The organism is Citrobacter telavivensis, assembly GCF_041807075.1.
GTDB classification, from domain to species: domain Bacteria; phylum Pseudomonadota; class Gammaproteobacteria; order Enterobacterales; family Enterobacteriaceae; genus Citrobacter_A; species Citrobacter_A telavivensis.
This window is the reverse complement of record NZ_JBGUBF010000001.1, coordinates 2,214,784-2,235,314: the sequence shown is the minus strand read 5'-3', so window position 1 is coordinate 2,235,314 and position 20,531 is coordinate 2,214,784. Positions and strand designations below refer to the sequence as shown.

The following is a 20,531-nucleotide window of genomic DNA, read 5'->3' as shown; positions in this document are numbered from 1 at the left end:
AAGCGGCCTCTGTGTTGGCTACGGCATTACTCGGCTCATCCATGAACCTCGTTCTTACGGACCGTCGCTTTGCCGGGTTGTAAAAAACCCCTGGCACATCGTTATCTCTGTGCCAGGGGTTTACAGGAGCGGCATCCATGCCAACTGAATGATGTTGTGTATAACCGGGGGACTCCAGGTATTAATTCATCCTTTCCACAATCATGGCTATTCCCTGACCGCCGCCGATACACAGCGTCGCCAGACCCAGCGTTTTATCTCTCGCGGCAAGCGCATGCAGTAATGTCACCAGAATTCGCGCGCCGCTGGCACCGATCGGATGACCAAGCGCAATCGCGCCGCCGTTAACGTTCACCTTCTCTGGATCGAAGCCCAGCGTCTTGCCGACGGCGAGGAACTGCGCGGCAAACGCCTCATTGGCTTCAATCAGATCGATATCCGAAAGCTGTAGTCCGCTGTATTGCAGCGCCTTTTGCGTGGCGGGCACCGGACCCATTCCCATCAGCGCCGGGGCGACGCCGCCGCTGGCGTAGGCCTTAATGCGTGCCAACGGTTTCAGCCCCGCCGCCAGTGCCGCCGATTCTTCCATTACCACCAGCGCCGCCGCACCGTCGTTGATCCCGGAGGCGTTACCGGCGGTGACGGTGCCAGCTTTATCAAATGCCGGACGCAGCGCGGCAAGACCTTCCGCTGTTGAGTCAGCTTTGGGGAATTCATCGCGGTCAAAGACGATGGTTTTCTTCCGCGACGTGACGCTGACCGGCACAATCTCGGCCTGGAAGGCACCAGAATTGATGGCCGCTACCGCTTTTTGCTGGGAGAGCAACGCCAGCTCATCCTGCATTTCGCGGCTGATACCGTATTCGCGGGCGACGTTTTCGGCGGTGATCCCCATGTGATAGCCGTGGGTGGCACAGAGCAGGCCATCGCGCAAAATCACATCTGATAACTGACCGTCGCCGAGGCGATAGCCCCAGCGGGCTTTCGCTTCCAGCAGATACGGTGCCAGACTCATGTTTTCCATGCCGCCGGCGACCAACGCCTGCGCCTGACCGGCCTGAATCGCCTGGGCAGCCAGCGCGACGCTTTTCAGGCCGGAGCCGCAGACTTTGTTGACGGTAAAACCGCAGACCGTCTCGCTAAGACCGCTCTTTAGCAGCGCCTGGCGCGCCGGGTTTTGTCCAAGACCTGCCTGCAGCACGTTGCCCATGATCACTTCATCCACGCGCTGCGGATCGAGTTGTGCGCGTTCCAGCGCGGCGCTAATCACGGTTGCGCCAAGATCGATGGCGCTGGTTGTTGCCAGCGCGCCGTTGAAGCTGCCGATGGCGGTACGTGCTGCGCTGACGATGACACAATTTTTCATCTTCTGTTCCTTAAAAGTGAGCGGCTGCCGTCAGAAAAAGGTCAGGCCGACAACAAAAATGACGCCGGAGAAAAGCAGGGCGGTGATGCAGTAACCCATGATGTCGCGAACCCCCAGCCCGGCGATGGCCAGTGCGGGAAGCGCCCAGAAGGGTTGCGCCATGTTCATCCACTGCTCGCCGTAGGCGATCGCCATGACGGACTTACCGAGATCGGCTCCTAACGCCTGCGCGGCTGGCATGACGAACGGTCCCTGAATAACCCAGTGACCGCCGCCTGACGGCACGGCAAAGTTGATCAGTGCGGAGCTGAAGAAGGTCATGACCGGGAAGGTGTCTTTATTGGCGACGTTGATGAAGAATTCGGTGATAAGTCCCCCGAGGCCGGAATGTTCCATCATTAACTGGATCCCGGCATAGAACGGGAACTGCACCAGGATACCGGCGGTGCTGCGCGCGGCGGCGCTAATGGCGCGCATGTAGGCCATTGGCGTTTTGTGCAGCAGTAGACCGGCAATCATGAACATCAGGTTGACGGTGTTGATGGTGATGTTGAATCCTTTCTCGGCGAAGTAGATCCCGAGATAGGCGATGCCTAATGCCCCAATGATCAGCGCCAGGATACGGCTCTCTTCCAGTTTTTCTGACGGAGGCGCATCTGCCGGCAAGGTCTTCTGGAAATCAGGCTCTTCCATCAACAGTTTCGGATCGACGCTGACCACATCTGACGGTTTTGGCGTCATCATGCGGGTGATAAACGGCATGACCACAATCAACCCGAGGGTGATGAAGATGTTGAAACCGGTGAACAGGGTATCGCTGACCGGAATTAAGCCCGCGATGTGTTCAACCGGGTTACCCGGCGTTGCCGCCAGCAGGGGCATCGAACCGGAGAAGCCGCCGCCCCAGGTCAGGAAACCGATATAGGCGCAGGCAATCAGCAGCGGATAATCGGAACCCGGCACGCGACGGGCAACTTCACGGGCAAACATCGCCCCAACCACCAGGCCGAAGCCCCAGTTGATGACGCAGGCGACGGAGCCAAAGAAGGTCACCAGCATTACGCCCTGGGCGGGCGTTTTAGCGGCAGACGCGGCGGTGCGCAGCAGGTTTTTCACCGGACCAGAACTGGCCAGCGCGTGGCCTGTCACGATGATCAACGCCATCTGCATCCCGAAGGCCAGCAGGTTCCAGAAGCCGTCCCCCCAGAAACGCACCATCGCGACGGGCGTTTGCGGTGTTAACCACAGCGCGATGCCGAACGTCAGCAGCGTCAGCAGCATGGCGAAAATCAGGGGATCGGGCAGCCAGCGGCTGACAAAGCGCGTCATGAAACGCGAGATACGGCCAATCATGCGTCACCTCGCTGAACGACCAGATCGGCGGCAACGTCAAAGTGTGCTTCGGTTTTTGCGCGTAGGGTATCAAGGTCACACCCGTCGACGATTTCCGTCAGCCACATTTTACCGTCGATAAAGCGGAACACCGCGAGTTCAGTGACCAGCACATGCACCGCATGCTGGGCAGTCAGTGGCATAGTGCAGTGGCGGAGGATTTTCGCCGAGCCGTCTTTCGCGCAGTGCTCCATCGCGATAATGACGTTGCGCGCGCCGGTCACCAGATCCATTGCGCCCCCCATACCGGGAACCATTTTGCCGGGCACCACCCAGTTCGCGAGGTTGGCCTGTTCATCAACCTGCAACCCGCCCAGAACGCAGGCATCCACATGACCGCCACGGATCAGGGCGAATGACATCGCGCTATCGAACATCGCCGCACCCGGCAAAATCCCGCAGGGTTGTCCGCCAGCGTTCACCAGATCGGGATGCGCGGTGGTGACCGGCCCCAGTCCAAGAAATCCGTTTTCTGATTGCAGAGTGATATGAATGTCATCTGGCAGGTAGTTGGCGACCATCGTCGGCAGGCCAATACCTAAGTTCACGACGTCACCATCATGAAGTTCTTGCGCCACGCGGCGCGCAATACGTTGTTTCGCATCCATTATTTGCTCTCCTGTGGAATGACGATATGGTCGATAACCGCACCGGGGGTGACTATCTGGTCAGGCAGCAGATCGCCTGTCTCAACGAGTTCGTCAGGTTCCACCAGGGTGATATCGGCGGCGAGGGCAATAAGTGGGTTAAAGTTGCGGGCGCTGAGTTGGTAGGTCAGGTTGCCGAGAGGGTCGGCACGGTGCGCGCGGATGAGCGCCAGATCGGCGCGCAATGGGCGCTCCAGCAGCCAGGTTTTTCCGTCGAGCGTCAGGGTTTGTTTGCCATCTTCCACGATGGTGCCGACGCCGGTGGGGGTCAGGAACCCGCCGAGTCCTGCGCCGCCGCAGCGGATCTGCTCAATCAGCGTACCTTGCGGCACCAGTTGAACCTCCATCTCTTTGGCAATCATCCGACGCCCCGTTTCCGGGTTGGTGCCGATATGAGACGCAATGACTTTGTTCACCCGGCCATTGACGATCAGTGGGCCAATACCGGTATCGACAAAGGCGGTATCGTTGGCGATCAGCGTCAGGTCTCTGACGCCGGATTCAAGTAAGGCTTCGACAAGACGGGGCGGGGTCCCTACCCCCATAAAACCGCCAACCATGATGGTCATGCCGTCACGAAAGAGCCCGGCAGCGTTTTGTAAGGTAATCAGTTTTGTTTTCATTATGTTTCCCTTTTGCATACTCCATTTTGGGTACGTAAAGGGAATAGCAAGCGGGATGCCAGAATGGCTAACGGATGAGGAAATTAATTAACTGATTGAATTAAGAAAGTTATTTGTTTGTGTGCAGTGGGCTGGCCGCGCGGAGGCTATGCAGAATTTTGCGCACTGTGCAAAATTCTGCATAGCAGATTCTGGTGCTACAACCCGGCCGTATCGATACCGTATTCCTGCAGTTTGTACATCAGAGCGCGTCGACTGATACCTAACATCAGCGCGGCGCGGGTGCGGTTGCCTTCATGCTGCTCGAGCACCTCGATAATAATTCGCTTCTCTTCACGTTTTATCTCTTCTTTCAGATTGCGTTCACCGGGCTGCGTGGCTTTTATCTCGCTGCTTCCACTCACCGGCTGGCGGAGCGGGGCGGGTAGATCTTCAGCAAAAATAACCGCCCCGGTATTCATCACGACCGCCCGCTCAATGACGTTAGACAACTCCCGAATGTTGCCGGGCCAGGGCCAGGTGGTAAGCATCGACATGGCCGCAGGATCGATTTCAATAATATCGCGCTGATTTTCCGAACTGAATTTCTGTAAGAAGTGGTTAGCGAGTAGCGCAATATCTTCCCGTCGTTCACGCAGCGGGGGAAGTTGCAGATGAATGACGTTCAGACGGTAAAACAGGTCTTCACGGAAGGCGCCTTCTTTTACCATTGCAGGGAGATCCCGGTTGGTGGCGGCAACGATACGGATATCTACCTGAATGGTCTGGTGTCCGCCCACGCGTTCGAACTCTCTTTCCTGCAGGATGCGCAGTAGCTTCGCCTGCAGTACCAGCGGCATTTCGCCAATTTCATCGAGCAGCAACGTTCCCTGATGGGCGCGTTCAAACAGTCCCTGACGCTGAGTCTGTGCCCCGGTGAAGGCGCCTTTTTCATGACCAAACAGCTCGCTTTCCAGCAGTGACTCCGGCAGCGCGGCACAGTTGATTTTGATAAACGGCCCGTTTGCCCGGCGCGAGTTGTAGTGAATGGCGCGTGCAATCAGCTCTTTACCGGTGCCGCTTTCGCCACTGATCAAGACGTTGGCCTGCGACAGAGCAATTTTTGCCGTGTCTTTGCAGATATCCATCATCCGTGGACTGTTGGTCAGGATATGCCCCCACTGCCAGCTGGTGCTCAGCGCCTGATGCAGGCTGCGGATCTCTTGTTTCATCGCCTGCAATTGCAGTGCGCGTTGGATCAGTAAATTGAGTTCATCGAGATCGAAGGGTTTGATCACGTAGTCAAACGCGCCGCTGCGCAACGCTTCGACGGCGGTTTCGACTTCAGCGTAAGCGGTCATCAGGATCACGGGGATGCGCGGCTGCCGGGTGCGCATGACTTTCAGTGCATCAATCCCGTTCATTTCCGGCATACGGATATCCATCAGCACCACATCCGGCGGTGCGTCGACAAAGCGCTGTAAGGCTTCCTCACCGTTACAGGCGCAGTGCGTTTCATGCCCCTGTAGCGAGAATGCGGTAGTGAGCATACGACGAACGTTGTCTTCGTCATCCACGATGAGGATACGATAGCGGGTTTTCATACTGACAAATTTCCCTGCGGGTTAATGGGCAAAATGAGGGTAAATGTCGCGCCGCATCCGGGCATGCTGGTGACGCGAATATCGCCCTGATGGGCATTGATGATGCGCTGGCTGAGCGCGAGTCCAAGCCCCGTTCCTGAGGCTTTGGTGGTGAAAAAGGGGTCAAAGATCTTTTTCTGTAGCGCGATATCGATCCCACAGCCGTTGTCTTCAATCGTCACGGCTTGTTGCGTGGCTGAATGTTGCCAGGTGCGAATGCGAATTTCGCCGCGCGCGTTGATGGCCTGCACGGCATTAATCAGGATATTGAGGATCACCTGTTTCAACAGTTCGCGATCGGCAACGATGGCAGGTAATCCTTTATCCTGTTCGACGTTGAACGCGATCCGCGCCTGTACACCGGAGGTTTGCACCAGAATCAGCGTCTCTTCGATCAACGAATTAAGCAGCACTTGCTGCCACTGGCTTTGTCGTGGGCGGGAGAAATCCAGCAACTGCTGAATGACTCTATTGATGGAATCAATTTCTTTCAGTACCACGGACAGATATTCCTGATGTACCGGCAGGCTGGTTTGCTGACGGATGATCTGCACATAGCCGCGGATAGCGGTAAGCGGATTACGCACCTCATGCGCCACCCCGGCCATCAGTTCACCCAGCGTGGCAAGTCTCTCCGTCTGGGCCAGACGACGCTGTGTCTCTTTACGGGCGGTCAGGTCGGAAAAAATCACCAGCGCGCCGATCAATTCACCATTGGGGTTATGAATGCGACTAGTGGTGACGCTGAGTTCGATGGTGCGATCGCGCGCCGGAAAACTGACTTCTTGTGCCAGATGTTCCGTACCGTGTGCCAGGGTATCGAGAACCGGGCTGGCAAAATGCGGGTCGGAAAACAGCGTGGCATACGGCTGACCGACCAGTTCATTCAGCGTGTAGCCGGTAATCATTTCCGCTGCGGGGTTCATGGTGGTGACATCGCCCTGTCTGTCGATAGCAATCACGCCGTCGGCGGCGTTTTCAATGATCAGGTCGTTCAGGGTTTTGGTTTCACGCAGCGTTTGCGCCAGGGCGTTGACGCTGCGGCTGATTTGCCCCAGTTCGCCGGGGAGATTGGGAAGTTGTGCCGGCGTTTTCTGCGCCAGCGTCGACAGACCGTCCGTGATAATGTCGATATTCGCGCCAAGACGTCGGGAAAACAGCACAATCAGTAACAGGCTACAGAGCAGACCCGCCGCCAGTACCGCAATGATGCGCACGTCCATCCTCCAGGCCTGACGCTGAATATCTTCCGTCAGCTCATTTGCCCAGATGTAACCCATCACGTTGCCGTCCCGGGTGATGGGGATCATTGAGTTGAGAATATCGCCACGCACCTGGCGACCGGAAAAGACCACCGGGGCATTGCTGCGCATCACTTCACGTCCGGGGTGATCGGCGGCAATCGTCACGCCGACGTTATTTTGATACAGCGCGGAAGGGGCGTAGGTCACAATCGCATCCAGCGCTTTGTTATAGTAGCCTGCGCCAATGCCCGGAAACGCCAGGGTTATCTGTTCGGTGATGGGGCCGAGTTCGGCATTCAGCGCCCGGATTCGCTCTTCCCGTGGCAACGTCGTAAAATCGTCAAAGCGTTCGCCGAGCGCCTGATCGAGCAGGTGTACGACGGCAGATAATTTTTTCTCTTTTTCGGATAAGACTGCTGACCGGCCTTCGGTTTCTACGATATAACCGATCGACAGCGTCGGCACGATGACCATCAGGATCGCCATCAGTATCATTTGATTGCGTAAGCGTCGCGGGTATAACCCTCTCAAAAAGCGCATGCTGGCATCCCTGTGGCTCTGTACGGCAAATGATGATTATCGATGGTTGCGGCAATGGTTTCTCAGCGGTGTATCATATTCCCGCAAACGGAGGCGCGGGCATTGCGACGCCGCGCATTTACCGCTACCTTAACCACACTCCATTTATCGCCTGAGGCGGAGCTTCGCCCTTTTGAAATACCTTGCTTCCTTTCGCACGACACTGAAAATCTCGCGCTACCTGTTCAGAGCGTTGGCGCTGTTGATTTGGCTGCTCATTGCCTTTGCCTCGGTGTTCTACATCGTGAACGCCCTGCATCAGCGGGAATCAGAGATTCGCCAGGAGTTTAATCTCAGTTCCGATCAGGCCCAGCGCTATATTCAGCGCACGGCGGATGTGATGAAAGAGCTCAAGTATATCGCTGAGAACCGCCTGACGGCGGAGAACGGCGTGCTGACTTCGCGGGCGCGTGACGATAAAACCGAGGTCCCGACCTTTCAGCCGCTGTTTGCTGATTCAGACTGTGCGGCAATGGGCAATGCATGGCGCGGATCGCTGGAGTCGCTGGCGTGGTTCATGCGCTACTGGCGCGACAACTTTTCTGCCGCCTACGACCTGAATCGCGTATTTCTCATCGGTAGCGATAATCTCTGCATGGCGAATTTCGGCCTGCGCGATATGCCCGTCGAGCGCGATAACGCGCTGAAAACGCTGCACGAGCGGATTATGAAGTACCGCAATGCGCCGCAGGATGAGTCCGGAAGCAATCTTTACTGGGTAGGGCAGGGGCCGCGTCCGGGGATCGGGTATTTCTACGCGCTGACGCCGGTTTATCTGGCAAACCGTCTGCAGGCGCTGTTAGGCGTTGAGCAGTCCATTCGGATGGAAAATTTCTTTACGCCGGGCAGCCTGCCGATGGGGGTGACCATTCTGGATGAAAATGGTCATGCGCTGATTTCACTGACCGGACCGGAAGGCACCATTAAGGCGGAGCCTCGCTGGATGCAGGAGCGTTCCTGGTTTGGCTATACGCCGGGCTTTCGTGAACTGGTGCTGAAGAAAAACCTGCCGCCGTCCTCGCTGAGCATTGTCTATTCCGTCCCGGTTGATCTGGTGCTGGAACGGATCCGGATGCTGATTCTGAATGCCATTCTGCTGAACGTGCTGGTGGGCGCGGCGCTGTTTACTCTTGCGCGGATGTACGAACGGCGGATCTTTATTCCGGCGGAAAGCGACGCCCAGCGTCTGGAAGAGCATGAGCAGTTTAACCGTAAGATTGTCGCTTCCGCGCCGGTCGGGATCTGTATTCTGCGCACCGTTGACGGTATTAACATTCTCAGTAATGAGCTGGCGCACACGTATCTGAACATGCTCACCCATGAGGACCGACAGAGGCTGACGCAAATCATCTGCGGACAGCAGGTGAACTTTGTCGATGTGCTGACCAGTAATAACACCAACCTGCAGATTAGCTTCGTCCATTCCCGCTATCGCAATGAAAACGTGGCGATCTGTGTGCTGGTGGATGTCTCCGCCCGCGTCAAAATGGAGGAGTCGTTGCAGGAGATGGCGCAGGCGGCTGAGCAGGCGAGTCAGTCGAAATCGATGTTCCTGGCGACCGTCAGCCACGAGCTGCGTACCCCGCTGTATGGCATCATCGGTAACCTCGATCTGCTGCAAACCAAAGCGTTACCCAAAGGGGTCGATCGTCTGGTGACGGCGATGAATAACTCTTCCAGTCTGCTGCTGAAAATCATCAGCGACATTCTCGACTTCTCGAAAATTGAATCTGAGCAGTTGAAAATTGAGCCGCGTGAATTCTCACCGCGCGAGGTGATGAGCCACATTACGGCGAACTATTTGCCGCTGGTGGTGCGCAAGCAGATAGGGTTGTACTGCTTTATCGAACCGAATGTGCCGGTTGCCCTCAATGGCGATCCGATGCGCCTGCAACAGGTGATTTCTAACCTGCTCAGTAATGCGATTAAATTCACCGACATTGGCTGCATCGTACTGCATGTTAGCCGTGACGATGATTACCTCAGTATTCGGGTGCGGGATACCGGCGTTGGGATCCCGGCGAAAGAGGTGGTGCGCCTGTTCGACCCGTTTTTCCAGGTCGGTACCGGCGTGCAGCGCAATTTCCAGGGGACGGGGCTGGGACTGGCGATTTGCGAAAAGCTGATCAGCATGATGGACGGCGACATTTCGGTCGATTCCGAACCGGGGATGGGCAGCCAGTTTACGGTGCGTATTCCGCTGTATGGCGCGCAGTATCCGGCGAAAAAAGGTCTCGATGGACTCGCCAGAACACGCTGTTGGCTGGCGGTGCGTAATGCCTCGCTGTGTCAATTTGTTGAAAACAGCCTGACGCGCAACGGCGTCGAAGTGATGCGTTATGAAGGCCAACCTCCGGCGAGTGACGATGTATTGATCGCTGACGATGAGCTGGAACAGCCCTGGCAGGGGCGTGCGGCGGTTATTTTCTGTCGCCGTCACATTGGCATTCCGCTGGAAAGGGTGCCGGGGGAATGGGTTCACAGCGTCGCGTCGCCGCATGAACTGCCGGCGCTGCTGGCCCGGATCTACAGTATTGAACTCGACGATGACGAGCTCTCTTCCGCGTTACCGGCCCCGGAAAAAGCGGCGGCCACCAATGATGACATGATGATCCTGGTGGTTGACGATCATCCAATCAACCGTCGCCTGTTGGCCGATCAGTTGGGTTCGCTGGGGTATCAGTGCAAGACCGCGAATGACGGCGTGGATGCCCTGAACGTGCTGAGCAAAAACCACATCGATATCGTGCTGAGCGACGTCAACATGCCGAATATGGACGGCTATCGTCTGACGCAGCGTATTCGTCAGTTGGGGCTGACGCTACCGGTAGTCGGGGTGACGGCAAACGCTTTAGCCGAAGAGAAGCAGCGCTGTCTGGAGTCGGGAATGGACAGCTGTCTGTCGAAGCCGGTCACGCTGGACATTCTCAAGCAGACGCTGGCGGTGTATGCGGAGCGGGTCAGGAAAACACGGGGTTAAAAATGCCGGATGGCGGCTTTGCCTTATCCGGCCTACAGAACGGGATGTTTTCCGTAATGAGTAGGCCTGATAAGCGGAGCGCCATCAGGCATTTTGCAACGGAAAGAGAAATTAGTCTTTGTCTGCCGGGCTCAGCGTCACGGAAGAAAGATAGTTCAGCAGTGCGATATCGTTCTCAACGCCCAGTTTCATCATGGCTGATTTCTTCTGGCTGCTGATGGTTTTGATACTGCGGTTCAGTTTCTTGGCGATTTCAGTGACCAGGAAACCCTCGGCAAACAGACGCAGGACTTCACTCTCCTTCGGAGAGAGACGTTTGTCGCCGTAGCCGCCCGCACTGATTTTTTCCAGCAGGCGAGAGACGCTTTCCGGGGTGAACTTTTTGCCTTTTTGCAGCGCCGCGAGCGCTTTCGGTAGATCGGTTGGCGCGCCCTGTTTCAGGACAATCCCTTCGATGTCGAGATCAAGAACCGCGCTCAGGATTGCCGGGTTATTGTTCATGGTCAGAACAATGATCGACAGGCTCGGAAAATGGCGCTTGATATATTTGATCAGAGTGATCCCATCGCCGTACTTGTCGCCCGGCATGGAGAGATCGGTAATCAACACGTGCGCATCTAATTTTGGCAGGTTGTTGATCAGTGCTGTGGAGTCTTCAAATTCGCCAACAACATTCACCCACTCGATTTGCTCAAGTGATTTGCGAATACCGAACAGTACAATCGGATGGTCATCGGCAATAATTACGTTCATATTGTTCATGTAAAGGCTACCTTGCTACAGCAAGCTCTTGACGTAGGCGTCAATGTCGCTGATGTATTTTTCTATTCCTGGAGCATCTTTCTCGCGAATCAGATGTTCCAGCGTTTCACATAACTGCTTGCCGGGTACCAGATTTAGCATGGCAAACACGCCTTTCAGGCGGTGAGCCGTTTGGGCTAGCGCAGCAAAATCGCTGATTGCTGCCTCAGTATACAACCTCTTAACATCATCCGGTACTGTGTCTACAAATAGTGCGTAATAACCGCTGGCATGAAGTTCGGCGTTTTCATCACCTCCCAGAGGGGATTCCGGGATCGCTTCCTGCGCCAGTTGCTCTTCAATTAGTTGTAGTACAGCTTCCTGCATAGCGTTGCTCATATTAAAGTTGACGCGAAGCTGGCCAGGGCCTATTTTCCGCACGCCTGACTCATCATCGCTTAAAAGCAAGCCGGAGGCAGTAAGATTAGACGGATTATCAGTTAAAAAGAGATCATATTCTTGACTTATGAGTCTCTCATCCGGGGTGATGCAGGTCGCCCCCCAGTTTTCCAACTGACGAAGCACAATGTTGCGAACCTCGTTAGAGGTCACGTCGATCATGACGCTGACATCATCCAGCAGACGCTCTTCGTCTTCTCTATGCTGGTCGAGCGGAGTCATTTTAACATGGACTGTATAGCGTGTACCCAGCGCATCTCGCGCTTTTATGTTCAAATGCCCACCGAGTTTACGTGCCAACTGATCGCATAGCCAGAAGGCCAGCGGATTGGCTTTGCCGTAACGATCTTTCTGCGTCTCGCTGATGAACGGGAAATGCAGGTTGTCGATTTCGCTTAACGTCACGCCTTCACCGGTATCCAGAATGCGGAAAGTCAGGCGCTCGGCCACCGACTCATCCTGACTCACCTCAAGCGTGATTTTACCAATCTGGGTGGTCGTCACCGCGTACTGCATCAACAACAGTAAGATCCGTCGCAGCGCATCGCGATCGCCACGCCGCTCGTCGTTGGCCTTCAGATGGTTGTTGATGAGCAGTTGCAGCCCTTTGCGCTTCATGGCCGGCAGCACTTCCGGTACGACTTCGTCAATCAGCGCCTGAACCGAGAAGAGGGTCGGCTCGCTCTTCCAGGCGTCGCTTTCCAGCATGTTCGCCAGTTGAATTTCATCGATCATGCGGATCAATACATCGGCATGATTCGCCAGTTGCTGTGCATCAGACGTTTGCACCTGCGCAACCTCCGCCGCCAGCTTTTTGACCGGGTCTTTTAACGCCTCGCTGATGTTTTGCATAAAGGCGGTGCGGCCCTGCTGATTTTTTTCGTACAACCGCTGCGCCTGTTTGAGCTTTTTGTTCACCAGCACTTCACGATCCTGGTCACGGATAATAAAGATCTGGGTGCGCGGAGCGACCTGGCTGCGGAACAGGCGTATCTCATACAGCTCATTATTGACGGTTGCCTGGATCACGCCCTGATGCTGTTCCGCCATACTGGTGATGTTTTGCAGATTCAGATGCGGCAACAGATGGTCGGCAATTTTGTTACTCATCACCGTGCGGTTCGCCTCCTGGTCATGCACCAGCAGACCCAGCGGCAGCAGGGAGACAATTTCTTCATTAATCGCACGCAGAATACGTAGCTCATTATTGGCTGCGGTATTCGGCGCGACTTCGGTTGTGCGTCCCGGCTGGTTACGAAAGGTGGTATAGCCAAACAGCGCGAGGGCCAGCAGGCCAATATTCAGCAACAGCGGTAACAGGATGTTTTGCAGCGTATCGAGCAACAGCGTACCGAACGGCACCTGCCAGACCAGCCGCATTCCCGTCGAGTTCAGCGCCGAAGAGATTTCAATTTTCGAACTGTTAAAGCTGATGCTTACGCTGTCGGGTGATTCTTTATCCGCGTTGCGTGTGCTGACTGGCGTGGTGTCAGGCTCTAGGCGGAAGCTGTCCAGCGGCATACCGGGGGGAATTAAGTCATTGATGGGCAGATCAAATGCAACAACGGTCGCCAGATGTCCCGGCTGGTTAAAGGTGGTCCGCAGGGTAAAGTAGTGGCCGTTTTGCCAGGCCAGACGACGCAGCGATGAAAAGCTTTCCCGTTCATCCAGCGCATTGGCCTGCTGAAGCATCTCTGCCCGGCGTGAATCGACAATGCTGCCAATGGTTGACTCTTTAAATCCCGACGAGAGGTCTTTCAACGGCAGCGTCGAGATGAGGGTCAGGCTGTTGTCCTGGCCGTTGAGATAATACATGGACCACGGCACCGTTTCGGCACCCCACAGGGTGTCGAGGTAGGCTGAGATCCGCTGCGTCATTTCCAGCGTTGAACTGTCATGCGAGCCAAAGATCAGCGCTTCGGTTTTACGACGCGGTTTTTCGAGATAGTAAACGTCCTGTTTCAGGCGCGTTTCCTGCAATCCTTCGCTGCTCGATGGATTCGTGGTCGCCGCAATGTTGTCATAGATTTGCCAGGTCGCGTAACGCCAGGTATCGACACGCTTATGGATAGCATGGGTGATATCGACGATTTGATAGCTCTTATCTTTTAGCCATGCGTTAACCGCGCTTTGCACCATCACGCCCATCGTTACCAGCAACACAATGATCAGCAATAAAAAGAAACGGGTAATGCTTCCCGGCAGGAGGGAGAATCGGGACGTAGCCGTTGTATCAGACTGACTCATTCGTGGTTATGACCTGTAAAACAACGCCGAAGGTGAAAGGGCAGTATAAAGGGTACGGTGTGAATTTCCACATTCTCTACTCATTGATGTTCTGCATTTTTTGCCAAAAAGAATTCATCGGTTAGATGACGTAAAAGTGTACAGCCCCGCAAGCTACGTACAAATATGACCCGACGCGTGATGACAAATAGCACGAAATAACAAGAAATCGGTTTCTGATATCAGTCAGTGACTGAATGAAGGTAAATAGTTAATAGTTGTTATTATTTTTGTGCGGTAGCACATAAAGAGAAAATAAGTGTAAAGAAGGGTAAAAAAAAACCGGACGCATCGCATCCGGTTGAAATAGGGGTAAACAGACATTCAGAAATGAATGACGGTAATAAATAAAGTTAATGATGATAGCGAGAGATATTTTAGTGATGCGCGACGATTTTGTTTTGTCATTCAGTGCTATGAAATTTATTTCAGTAAAATATTGTTTTTGTTGTTATTTTTATATTTCTTGAGTGATTGTGCTTATTTTTTGTCTTTTTGAAGCAAAAAAAAAGTTCCCTCATATTTACATTTTGAAACATCTATGTGGATAAATGAAACATCTTAAAAGTTTTAGTATCATATTCGTGTTGGATTATTCTGCAATTTTGAGGAGAATGAACTTGCCGACTGGTTAATGAGGGTTAATCAGTATGCAGTGGCATAAAAAAGCAAATAAAGGCATATAACAGAGGGTTAATAACATGAAAGTTAAAGTACTGTCCCTCCTGGTACCAGCACTGCTGGTAGCAGGCGCAGCAAATGCGGCTGAAATTTACAACAAAGACGGCAACAAATTAGACCTGTTCGGTAAAGTCGACGGTCTGCATTATTTCTCCGATGACAAGAGTCTTGATGGCGATCAGACCTATATGCGTATCGGCTTCAAAGGCGAAACTCAGGTTAACGATCAGATCACCGGTTACGGCCAGTGGGAGTATCAGATCCAGGGTAACGCACCTGAATCCGAAAACAACTCCTGGACTCGTGTCGCATTTGCGGGTCTGAAATTCGGCGATGCGGGTTCTTTCGACTACGGTCGTAACTACGGCGTTGTGTATGACGTTACGTCCTGGACCGACGTTCTGCCAGAATTCGGTGGCGACACCTACGGTTCTGACAACTTCATGCAGCAGCGTGGTAACGGCTTTGCAACTTACCGTAACGCGGATTTCTTCGGTCTGGTTGATGGCCTGAACTTTGCCCTGCAGTATCAGGGTAAAAACGGCAGCCCGTCAGGCGAAGGTGCTGATGGCTTAGCTTACACTGGCGTGACTAACAACGGTCGTGGAGCGCTGCGTCAGAACGGCGACGGTGTCGGCGGTTCCGTGACTTATGACATCGGTGAAGGCTTCGGTCTGGGTGCGGCAGTGAGCAGCTCCAAACGTACTGATGAGCAGAACAAAGCGATTTATCTTGGTAACGGCGATCGCGCTGAAACCTACACCGGCGGCCTGAAATACGACGCTAACAACGTTTATCTGGCAGCACAGTACACCCAGACCTACAACGCAACGCGCGTAGGCGGCGAAGGGTGGGCAAACAAAGCGCAGAACTTCGAAGTGGTTGCTCAGTACCAGTTCGACTTCGGTCTGCGTCCATCCGTTGCTTACCTGCAGTCCAAAGGTAAAAACCTGGGGACTCTCAAGGGTCGTAACTACGACGATGAAGATCTGCTGAAATATGTTGATGTTGGCGCAACCTATTACTTCAACAAAAACATGTCCACTTACGTTGATTACAAAATCAACCTGCTGGATGACAACAGCTTCACTCGTGATGCCGGTATCAGCACCGACGACATCGTTGCACTGGGCCTGGTTTACCAGTTCTAAGTTTGCTTAATGTCGATAAAAGGCCCTGCGGGGCCTTTTTTTGTGCGGTTCTACGACGCACAACCGGCGGTTTTTGGTGTACTCTTGCGCCTCTTTTGCAGGAGAACAATCACGTATGGAAATGAACATTGCTCGCGTGGCCTTACTGGCGATGACACTCTTTTTTACCGGGTGCGATAACGCGCCGGACGCGGCGCAAACGCCAGCGACGGCTCCGGTAGTGCTGGAAGGGAAAACGATGGGCACCTTCTGGCGCGTGAGTGTGGTCGGTATTGATGCTAACGCGTCAGCGGCGCTACAAACGAAAATTCAGACGCAACTGGATGCCGACGACCAACTGCTGTCAACCTATAAAAATGATTCGGCGCTGATGCGCTTCAACCTGTCGAAAAGCCTTTCTCCCTGGCCTGTCAGCGAAGCGATGGCGGATATTGTGACCTCTGCGCTGCGTATTGGGCAAAAAACGCAGGGCGCGATGGACATCACCGTCGGGCCATTGGTGAATTTGTGGGGATTTGGTCCCGACAAGCAGCCGGTCCAGATCCCGACGCAGGCGCAAATTGATGCGGCAAAAGCCAACAGCGGGTTGCAGCACCTGACGGTGATCAACCAGGCGAAACAACAGTATCTGCAAAAAGATCTGCCGGATTTGTTTGTCGATCTCTCCACCGTCGGTGAAGGTTACGCTGCCGATCACCTGGCACAGTTGATGGAGCGGGAAGGTATTGCCCGCTATCTGGTCTCTGTCGGCGGGGCGCTGAACAGTCGTGGGATGAACGCCGAAGGGCATCCGTGGCGGGTGGCTATCCAGAAACCCACCGATCGCGAGAATGCGGTTCAGGCGGTGGTGGATATTAACGGACACGGCATCAGTACCTCCGGCAGTTACCGCAACTATTACGAGCTGAACGGCAAACGCCTCACCCATGTTATCGATCCGCAAACGGGTCGTCCCATTGAGCACAATCTGGTGTCGGTGACGGTGATTGCGCCAACGGCGCTGGAGGCGGATGGTTGGGATACCGGGCTGATGGTGCTCGGCACGGAGAAAGCCAAAGAGGTCGTACGCCAGGAAGGACTGGCGGTGTATATGATCATCAAAGAGGGGGAGGGATTCAAAACCTGGATGTCGCCACAATTTGAAAGCTTCCTCATCCGTGAACAAAATTAAAAAGCAAGATTGCGGGTTTTCGAGTGACGGGTTTCGGACACACTGCAGCTAAGCAGGCACTATGCTTAACGAAGGAGTCCAGAATGAAAAATTATCAACGCGTAAATGACGATCAGCGCTGGCAGTCGGTGTTAGAACGCGATTCTGACGCCGATGGTCAGTTTGTTTTTGCCGTGCAAACGACCGGGATCTTTTGTCGACCATCGTGTACGGCAAAACATGCGCTGCGTAAAAATGTCCGCTTCTTTCCCGATGCGCAGGCCGCGCTGATGGCTGGGTTTCGCCCGTGTAAACGCTGTCAGCCGGATAAAGCCAACGCCCAGCAGCACCGGCTGGATAAAATCACGCATGCCTGTCAGCTTCTGGAGCAGGAGAGCCCAATAACGCTCAATGTTCTGGCTGAGAAGGTGGCGATGAGCCCGTATCATCTGCATCGCTTGTTCAAAGCCACAACCGGGATGACGCCAAAAGCCTGGCAGCAATCGTATCGCGCCCGCCGCCTGCGCGACGCCCTGAGTCACGGCGAAAGCGTGACCCAGGCGATTCTGAATGCCGGTTTTCCAGACAGCAGCAGCTACTATCGCAACGCCGATGCAGCGCTTGGGATGACGGCAAAACAGTTCCGCCGCGGCGGTGACAAACTGGCCGTGCACTACGCGCTGGCCGATTGCTCACTCGGACGCTGCCTGGTAGCGGAAAGCGAGCGGGGGATTTGCGCCATCTTGTTAGGGGATGACGATGCGGCGCTGATTGCTGAACTGCAGACCTTGTTCCCGGCCGCTCAGGGTCACCCTGCCGACGCCCATTTTCAGCAGCGCATCCACCGCGTTATTGCCAGTATTGACGGGCGCGACGCGGCGCTGACGTTGCCGCTGGATATTCAGGGCACCGCGTTTCAGCAGCAGGTCTGGCAGGCTCTGCGCACGATTCCTTACGGGGCGACCGTCAGCTATCAGCAACTGGCAAAAGCGATCGGCAAGCCGAAAGCGGTTCGTGCGGTCGCCAGCGCCTGTGGCGCGAACAAACTGGCGATCGTTATCCCCTGTCACCGCGTTGTCCGGGGTGATGGTTCGCTTTCCGGTTATCGCTGGGGCGTGTCGCGCAAGGCGCAGATCCTGCGGCGTGAATCGCCTGATGAGGGAGCATAATGCTCGATCTGTTTGCCGATTCGCAGCCCTGGCAGGAACCGCTGGCACCCGGCGCTGTCATTTTGCGCCGCTTTGCCTTCCGCGCGGCGCCGCAACTGGTACAGGAGATTGAGACGGTCGCCCACTGCTCGCCGTTTCGCCAGATGATCACCCCCGGCGGCTACACGATGTCGGTGGCGATGACCAACTGTGGGCGGCTGGGCTGGACGACTGACAGCCATGGCTACCTCTATTCGCCTGTCGATCCGTTGACGGGACACGCCTGGCCCGACTTCCCACCGTCCTTCCTGCGTCTGAGTCAGCAGGCGGCAACGGCGGCGGGCTATGCGGATTATCAGCCGGACGCCTGCCTGATCAACCGCTATGTGCCTGGCGCAAAGCTTTCCTTGCATCAGGATAAAGACGAGCCGGATCTGCGCGCGCCAATCGTCTCTGTCTCGCTGGGCTTACCGGCGGTCTTTCAGTTTGGCGGTCTGAAACGTAGCGATCCGCTGACGCGCATTCTGCTGGAACACGGTGACGTGGTGGTCTGGGGAGGAGAATCACGTCTGTTTTACCACGGAATTCAGCCGCTGAAGGCCGGGTTCCATCCGATGACCGCCGATTGTCGTTACAATCTGACTTTTCGCCAGGCGGGTAAAAAAGAATAAAAATAAGAATTATTATTGCTGAACGCGTTGAGACGTTTAAACTGCGGGCTGTTATTCCTTGTCCGGGTTGTATGAATGGAACTACTTCTTCTTGTCTGGCGGCAGTATCGCTGGCCATTTATTAGCGTGATGGCGCTCAGCCTCGTCAGCGCGGCGCTGGGGATTGGTCTTATCGCTTTTATCAACCAGCGTCTTATTGAGACCGCGGATCCCTCTCTGCTGGTTTTACCGGAATTTCTGGGATTGCTGTTGCTGTTGATGGCGGTGACGCTGGGCTCACAGCTGGCGCTCACCACGCTGGGACACCACTTTGTCTTCCGTCTGCGCAGTGAATTCATCAAACGTATTCTCGATACGCACGTTGAACGTGTTGAGCAACTGGGCAGCGCCTCTCTGCTGGCCGGGTTGACCAGCGACGTGCGCAACATCACCATTGCCTTTGTCCGTCTGCCTGAACTGGTTCAGGGGATCATCCTGACCGTCGGCTCGGCGGCGTATCTGGCGATGTTGTCGACCAAAATGCTGCTGGTCACGGCTATCTGGATGATCATTACCATCTGGGGCGGTTTTATGCTGGTATCGCGGGTTTACCGGCATATGGCGACGCTGCGCGAAACCGAGGATAAGCTGTATAACGATTATCAGACGGTGCTGGAAGGGCGCAAAGAGCTGACGCTCAACCGCGAGCGCGCGGAACATATCTTCACCCACCTCTATATTCCGGATGCCAAAGCGTATCGCCACCATATTATTCGCGCCGATACCTTCCACCTCAGTGCCGTAAACTGGTCGAATATCATGATGCTCGGCGCGATTGGCCTGGTGTTCTGGATGGCAAACAGCCTCGGCTGGGCGGATACCAACGTCGCGGCAACCTACTCGTTAACGCTGCTGTTCCTGCGTACACCGCTGCTGTCGGCGGTGGGGGCATTACCCACGCTGCTGACGGCGCAGGTCGCTTTCAACAAGCTGAACAAATTCGCGCTGGCGCCATTTAAGGCACAGTTCCCGCGCCCGCAGGCCTTCCCGGGATGGAAAACCCTCGAACTGCGTAACGTCATGTTCCACTATCAGGACAACGCGTTCTCCGTAGGACCGGTGAATCTGACGATTAACCGCGGTGAATTGCTGTTTTTAATCGGCGGCAACGGCAGCGGTAAATCGACGTTGGCGATGCTGCTGACGGGGCTATATCAGCCACAGTCCGGGGAGATCCTGCTGGACGGTAAGCCTGTCAGTGCCGAAAAGCCGGAAGATTATCGTAAGCTCTTTTCGGCGGTGTTTACCGACGTCTGGCTGTTTGACCAACTGCTGGGACCGGAAGGTAAACCGGCCGATCCTGCACTGGTTGAAAAGTGGCTTGAGCACCTGAAAATGGCGCACAAGCTGGAACTGAGCGATGGCCGGATCCTGAATCTGAAACTGTCGAAGGGGCAGAAAAAGCGCGTGGCGCTGCTGCTGGCGCTGGCGGAAGATCGCGACATTATTCTGCTCGACGAGTGGGCGGCCGATCAGGATCCGCACTTCCGCCGCGAGTTTTACCAGGTGCTGCTGCCGTTGATGCAGGAGATGGGGAAAACCATTTTTGCCATCAGCCACGACGACCACTATTTTATTCATGCCGACCGTTTGCTGGAAATGCGCAACGGACAGGTGAGTGAACTGGTGGGTGATGAGCGTGACGCTGCATCACGCGATGCGGTCGCGCGCACGGCCTGAGCTATCTGACCATTGTCCCGATGGCGCAACGCTTTTCGGGACAGCGGTTCTTTTTTTATCCATCTGACGCCC

The 20,531-nt window shown here is 55.0% G+C and carries 14 protein-coding genes; 6 read left to right on the top strand and 8 right to left on the bottom strand.

The window, feature by feature from the left end; all coding sequences use genetic code 11:
- Positions 1-181: 181 nt before the first annotated feature.
- The 6 genes from ACERJC_RS10660 to atoS all read right to left on the bottom strand — a co-directional run bounded on the left by ACERJC_RS10660 (position 182) and on the right by atoS (position 7,434).
- Positions 182-1,366, bottom strand: coding sequence for an acetyl-CoA C-acetyltransferase (locus tag ACERJC_RS10660; protein WP_373671627.1), 1,185 nt, complete (start codon positions 1,364-1,366; stop codon positions 182-184).
- Between the two features lie 30 nt (positions 1,367-1,396).
- The gene (locus ACERJC_RS10655) at positions 1,397-2,719 is read right to left on the bottom strand and encodes a TIGR00366 family protein (RefSeq protein ID WP_354652392.1); all 1,323 of its coding nucleotides are present in this window, start codon (positions 2,717-2,719) and stop codon (positions 1,397-1,399) included.
- A complete protein-coding gene (locus ACERJC_RS10650; RefSeq protein WP_152403443.1) occupies positions 2,716-3,366 on the bottom strand; it encodes a 3-oxoacid CoA-transferase subunit B in 651 nt (216 codons plus the stop codon). The genes ACERJC_RS10655 and ACERJC_RS10650 overlap by 4 nt, the downstream gene beginning before the upstream one ends.
- Entirely contained in the window at positions 3,366-4,028 is a 663-nt protein-coding gene (gene atoD / locus ACERJC_RS10645) for an acetate CoA-transferase subunit alpha (protein ID WP_373671626.1), read from the bottom strand. Before atoD ends, ACERJC_RS10650 begins: the two co-directional genes overlap by 1 nt.
- 197 nt (positions 4,029-4,225) lie before the next feature.
- Positions 4,226-5,611 (bottom strand): acetoacetate metabolism transcriptional regulator AtoC, encoded by a 1,386-nt coding sequence (gene atoC, locus ACERJC_RS10640; protein WP_373671625.1) that lies wholly within the window; start codon positions 5,609-5,611, stop codon positions 4,226-4,228.
- Entirely contained in the window at positions 5,608-7,434 is a 1,827-nt protein-coding gene (gene atoS, locus ACERJC_RS10635; RefSeq protein ID WP_373671624.1) for a two-component system sensor histidine kinase AtoS, read from the bottom strand. Before atoS ends, atoC begins: the two co-directional genes overlap by 4 nt.
- 172 nt (positions 7,435-7,606) lie before the next feature.
- Between atoS and rcsC the strand changes: the two genes are divergently transcribed.
- Positions 7,607-10,453 carry a two-component system sensor histidine kinase RcsC gene (rcsC, locus tag ACERJC_RS10630; RefSeq protein ID WP_373671623.1) on the top strand — a complete coding sequence of 949 codons (2,847 nt, stop codon included), beginning with the start codon at positions 7,607-7,609 and terminating at the stop codon, positions 10,451-10,453.
- Between the two features lie 111 nt (positions 10,454-10,564).
- Here rcsC and rcsB read toward each other — a convergent pair whose 3' ends face one another.
- Entirely contained in the window at positions 10,565-11,215 is a 651-nt protein-coding gene (gene rcsB / locus ACERJC_RS10625) for a response regulator transcription factor RcsB (protein WP_001061917.1), read from the bottom strand.
- Between the two features lie 15 nt (positions 11,216-11,230).
- Positions 11,231-13,900: a phosphotransferase RcsD gene (rcsD, locus tag ACERJC_RS10620; RefSeq protein ID WP_373671622.1), complete on the bottom strand. Its 2,670-nt coding sequence runs from the start codon at positions 13,898-13,900 to the stop codon at positions 11,231-11,233.
- Between the two features lie 740 nt (positions 13,901-14,640).
- On the opposite strand from rcsD, the gene ACERJC_RS10615 reads away from it, so the two are divergent.
- The 5 genes from ACERJC_RS10615 to ACERJC_RS10595 all read left to right on the top strand — a co-directional run bounded on the left by ACERJC_RS10615 (position 14,641) and on the right by ACERJC_RS10595 (position 20,459).
- Positions 14,641-15,771 (top strand): porin OmpC, encoded by a 1,131-nt coding sequence (locus ACERJC_RS10615; RefSeq protein WP_373671621.1) that lies wholly within the window; start codon positions 14,641-14,643, stop codon positions 15,769-15,771.
- Positions 15,772-15,886: 115 nt separating this feature from the next.
- A complete protein-coding gene (gene apbE / locus ACERJC_RS10610) occupies positions 15,887-16,942 on the top strand; it encodes an FAD:protein FMN transferase ApbE (RefSeq protein WP_286631359.1) in 1,056 nt (351 codons plus the stop codon).
- 83 nt (positions 16,943-17,025) lie between these two features.
- A complete protein-coding gene (gene ada / locus ACERJC_RS10605) occupies positions 17,026-18,090 on the top strand; it encodes a bifunctional DNA-binding transcriptional regulator/O6-methylguanine-DNA methyltransferase Ada (RefSeq protein WP_371894614.1) in 1,065 nt (354 codons plus the stop codon).
- Positions 18,090-18,740, top strand: coding sequence for a DNA oxidative demethylase AlkB (gene alkB, locus ACERJC_RS10600; RefSeq protein WP_371894615.1), 651 nt, complete (start codon positions 18,090-18,092; stop codon positions 18,738-18,740). Before ada ends, alkB begins: the two co-directional genes overlap by 1 nt.
- A 75-nt stretch (positions 18,741-18,815) precedes the next feature.
- Positions 18,816-20,459 (top strand): multidrug ABC transporter permease/ATP-binding protein, encoded by a 1,644-nt coding sequence (locus ACERJC_RS10595; RefSeq protein WP_373671620.1) that lies wholly within the window; start codon positions 18,816-18,818, stop codon positions 20,457-20,459.
- Positions 20,460-20,531: the final 72 nt, after the last annotated feature.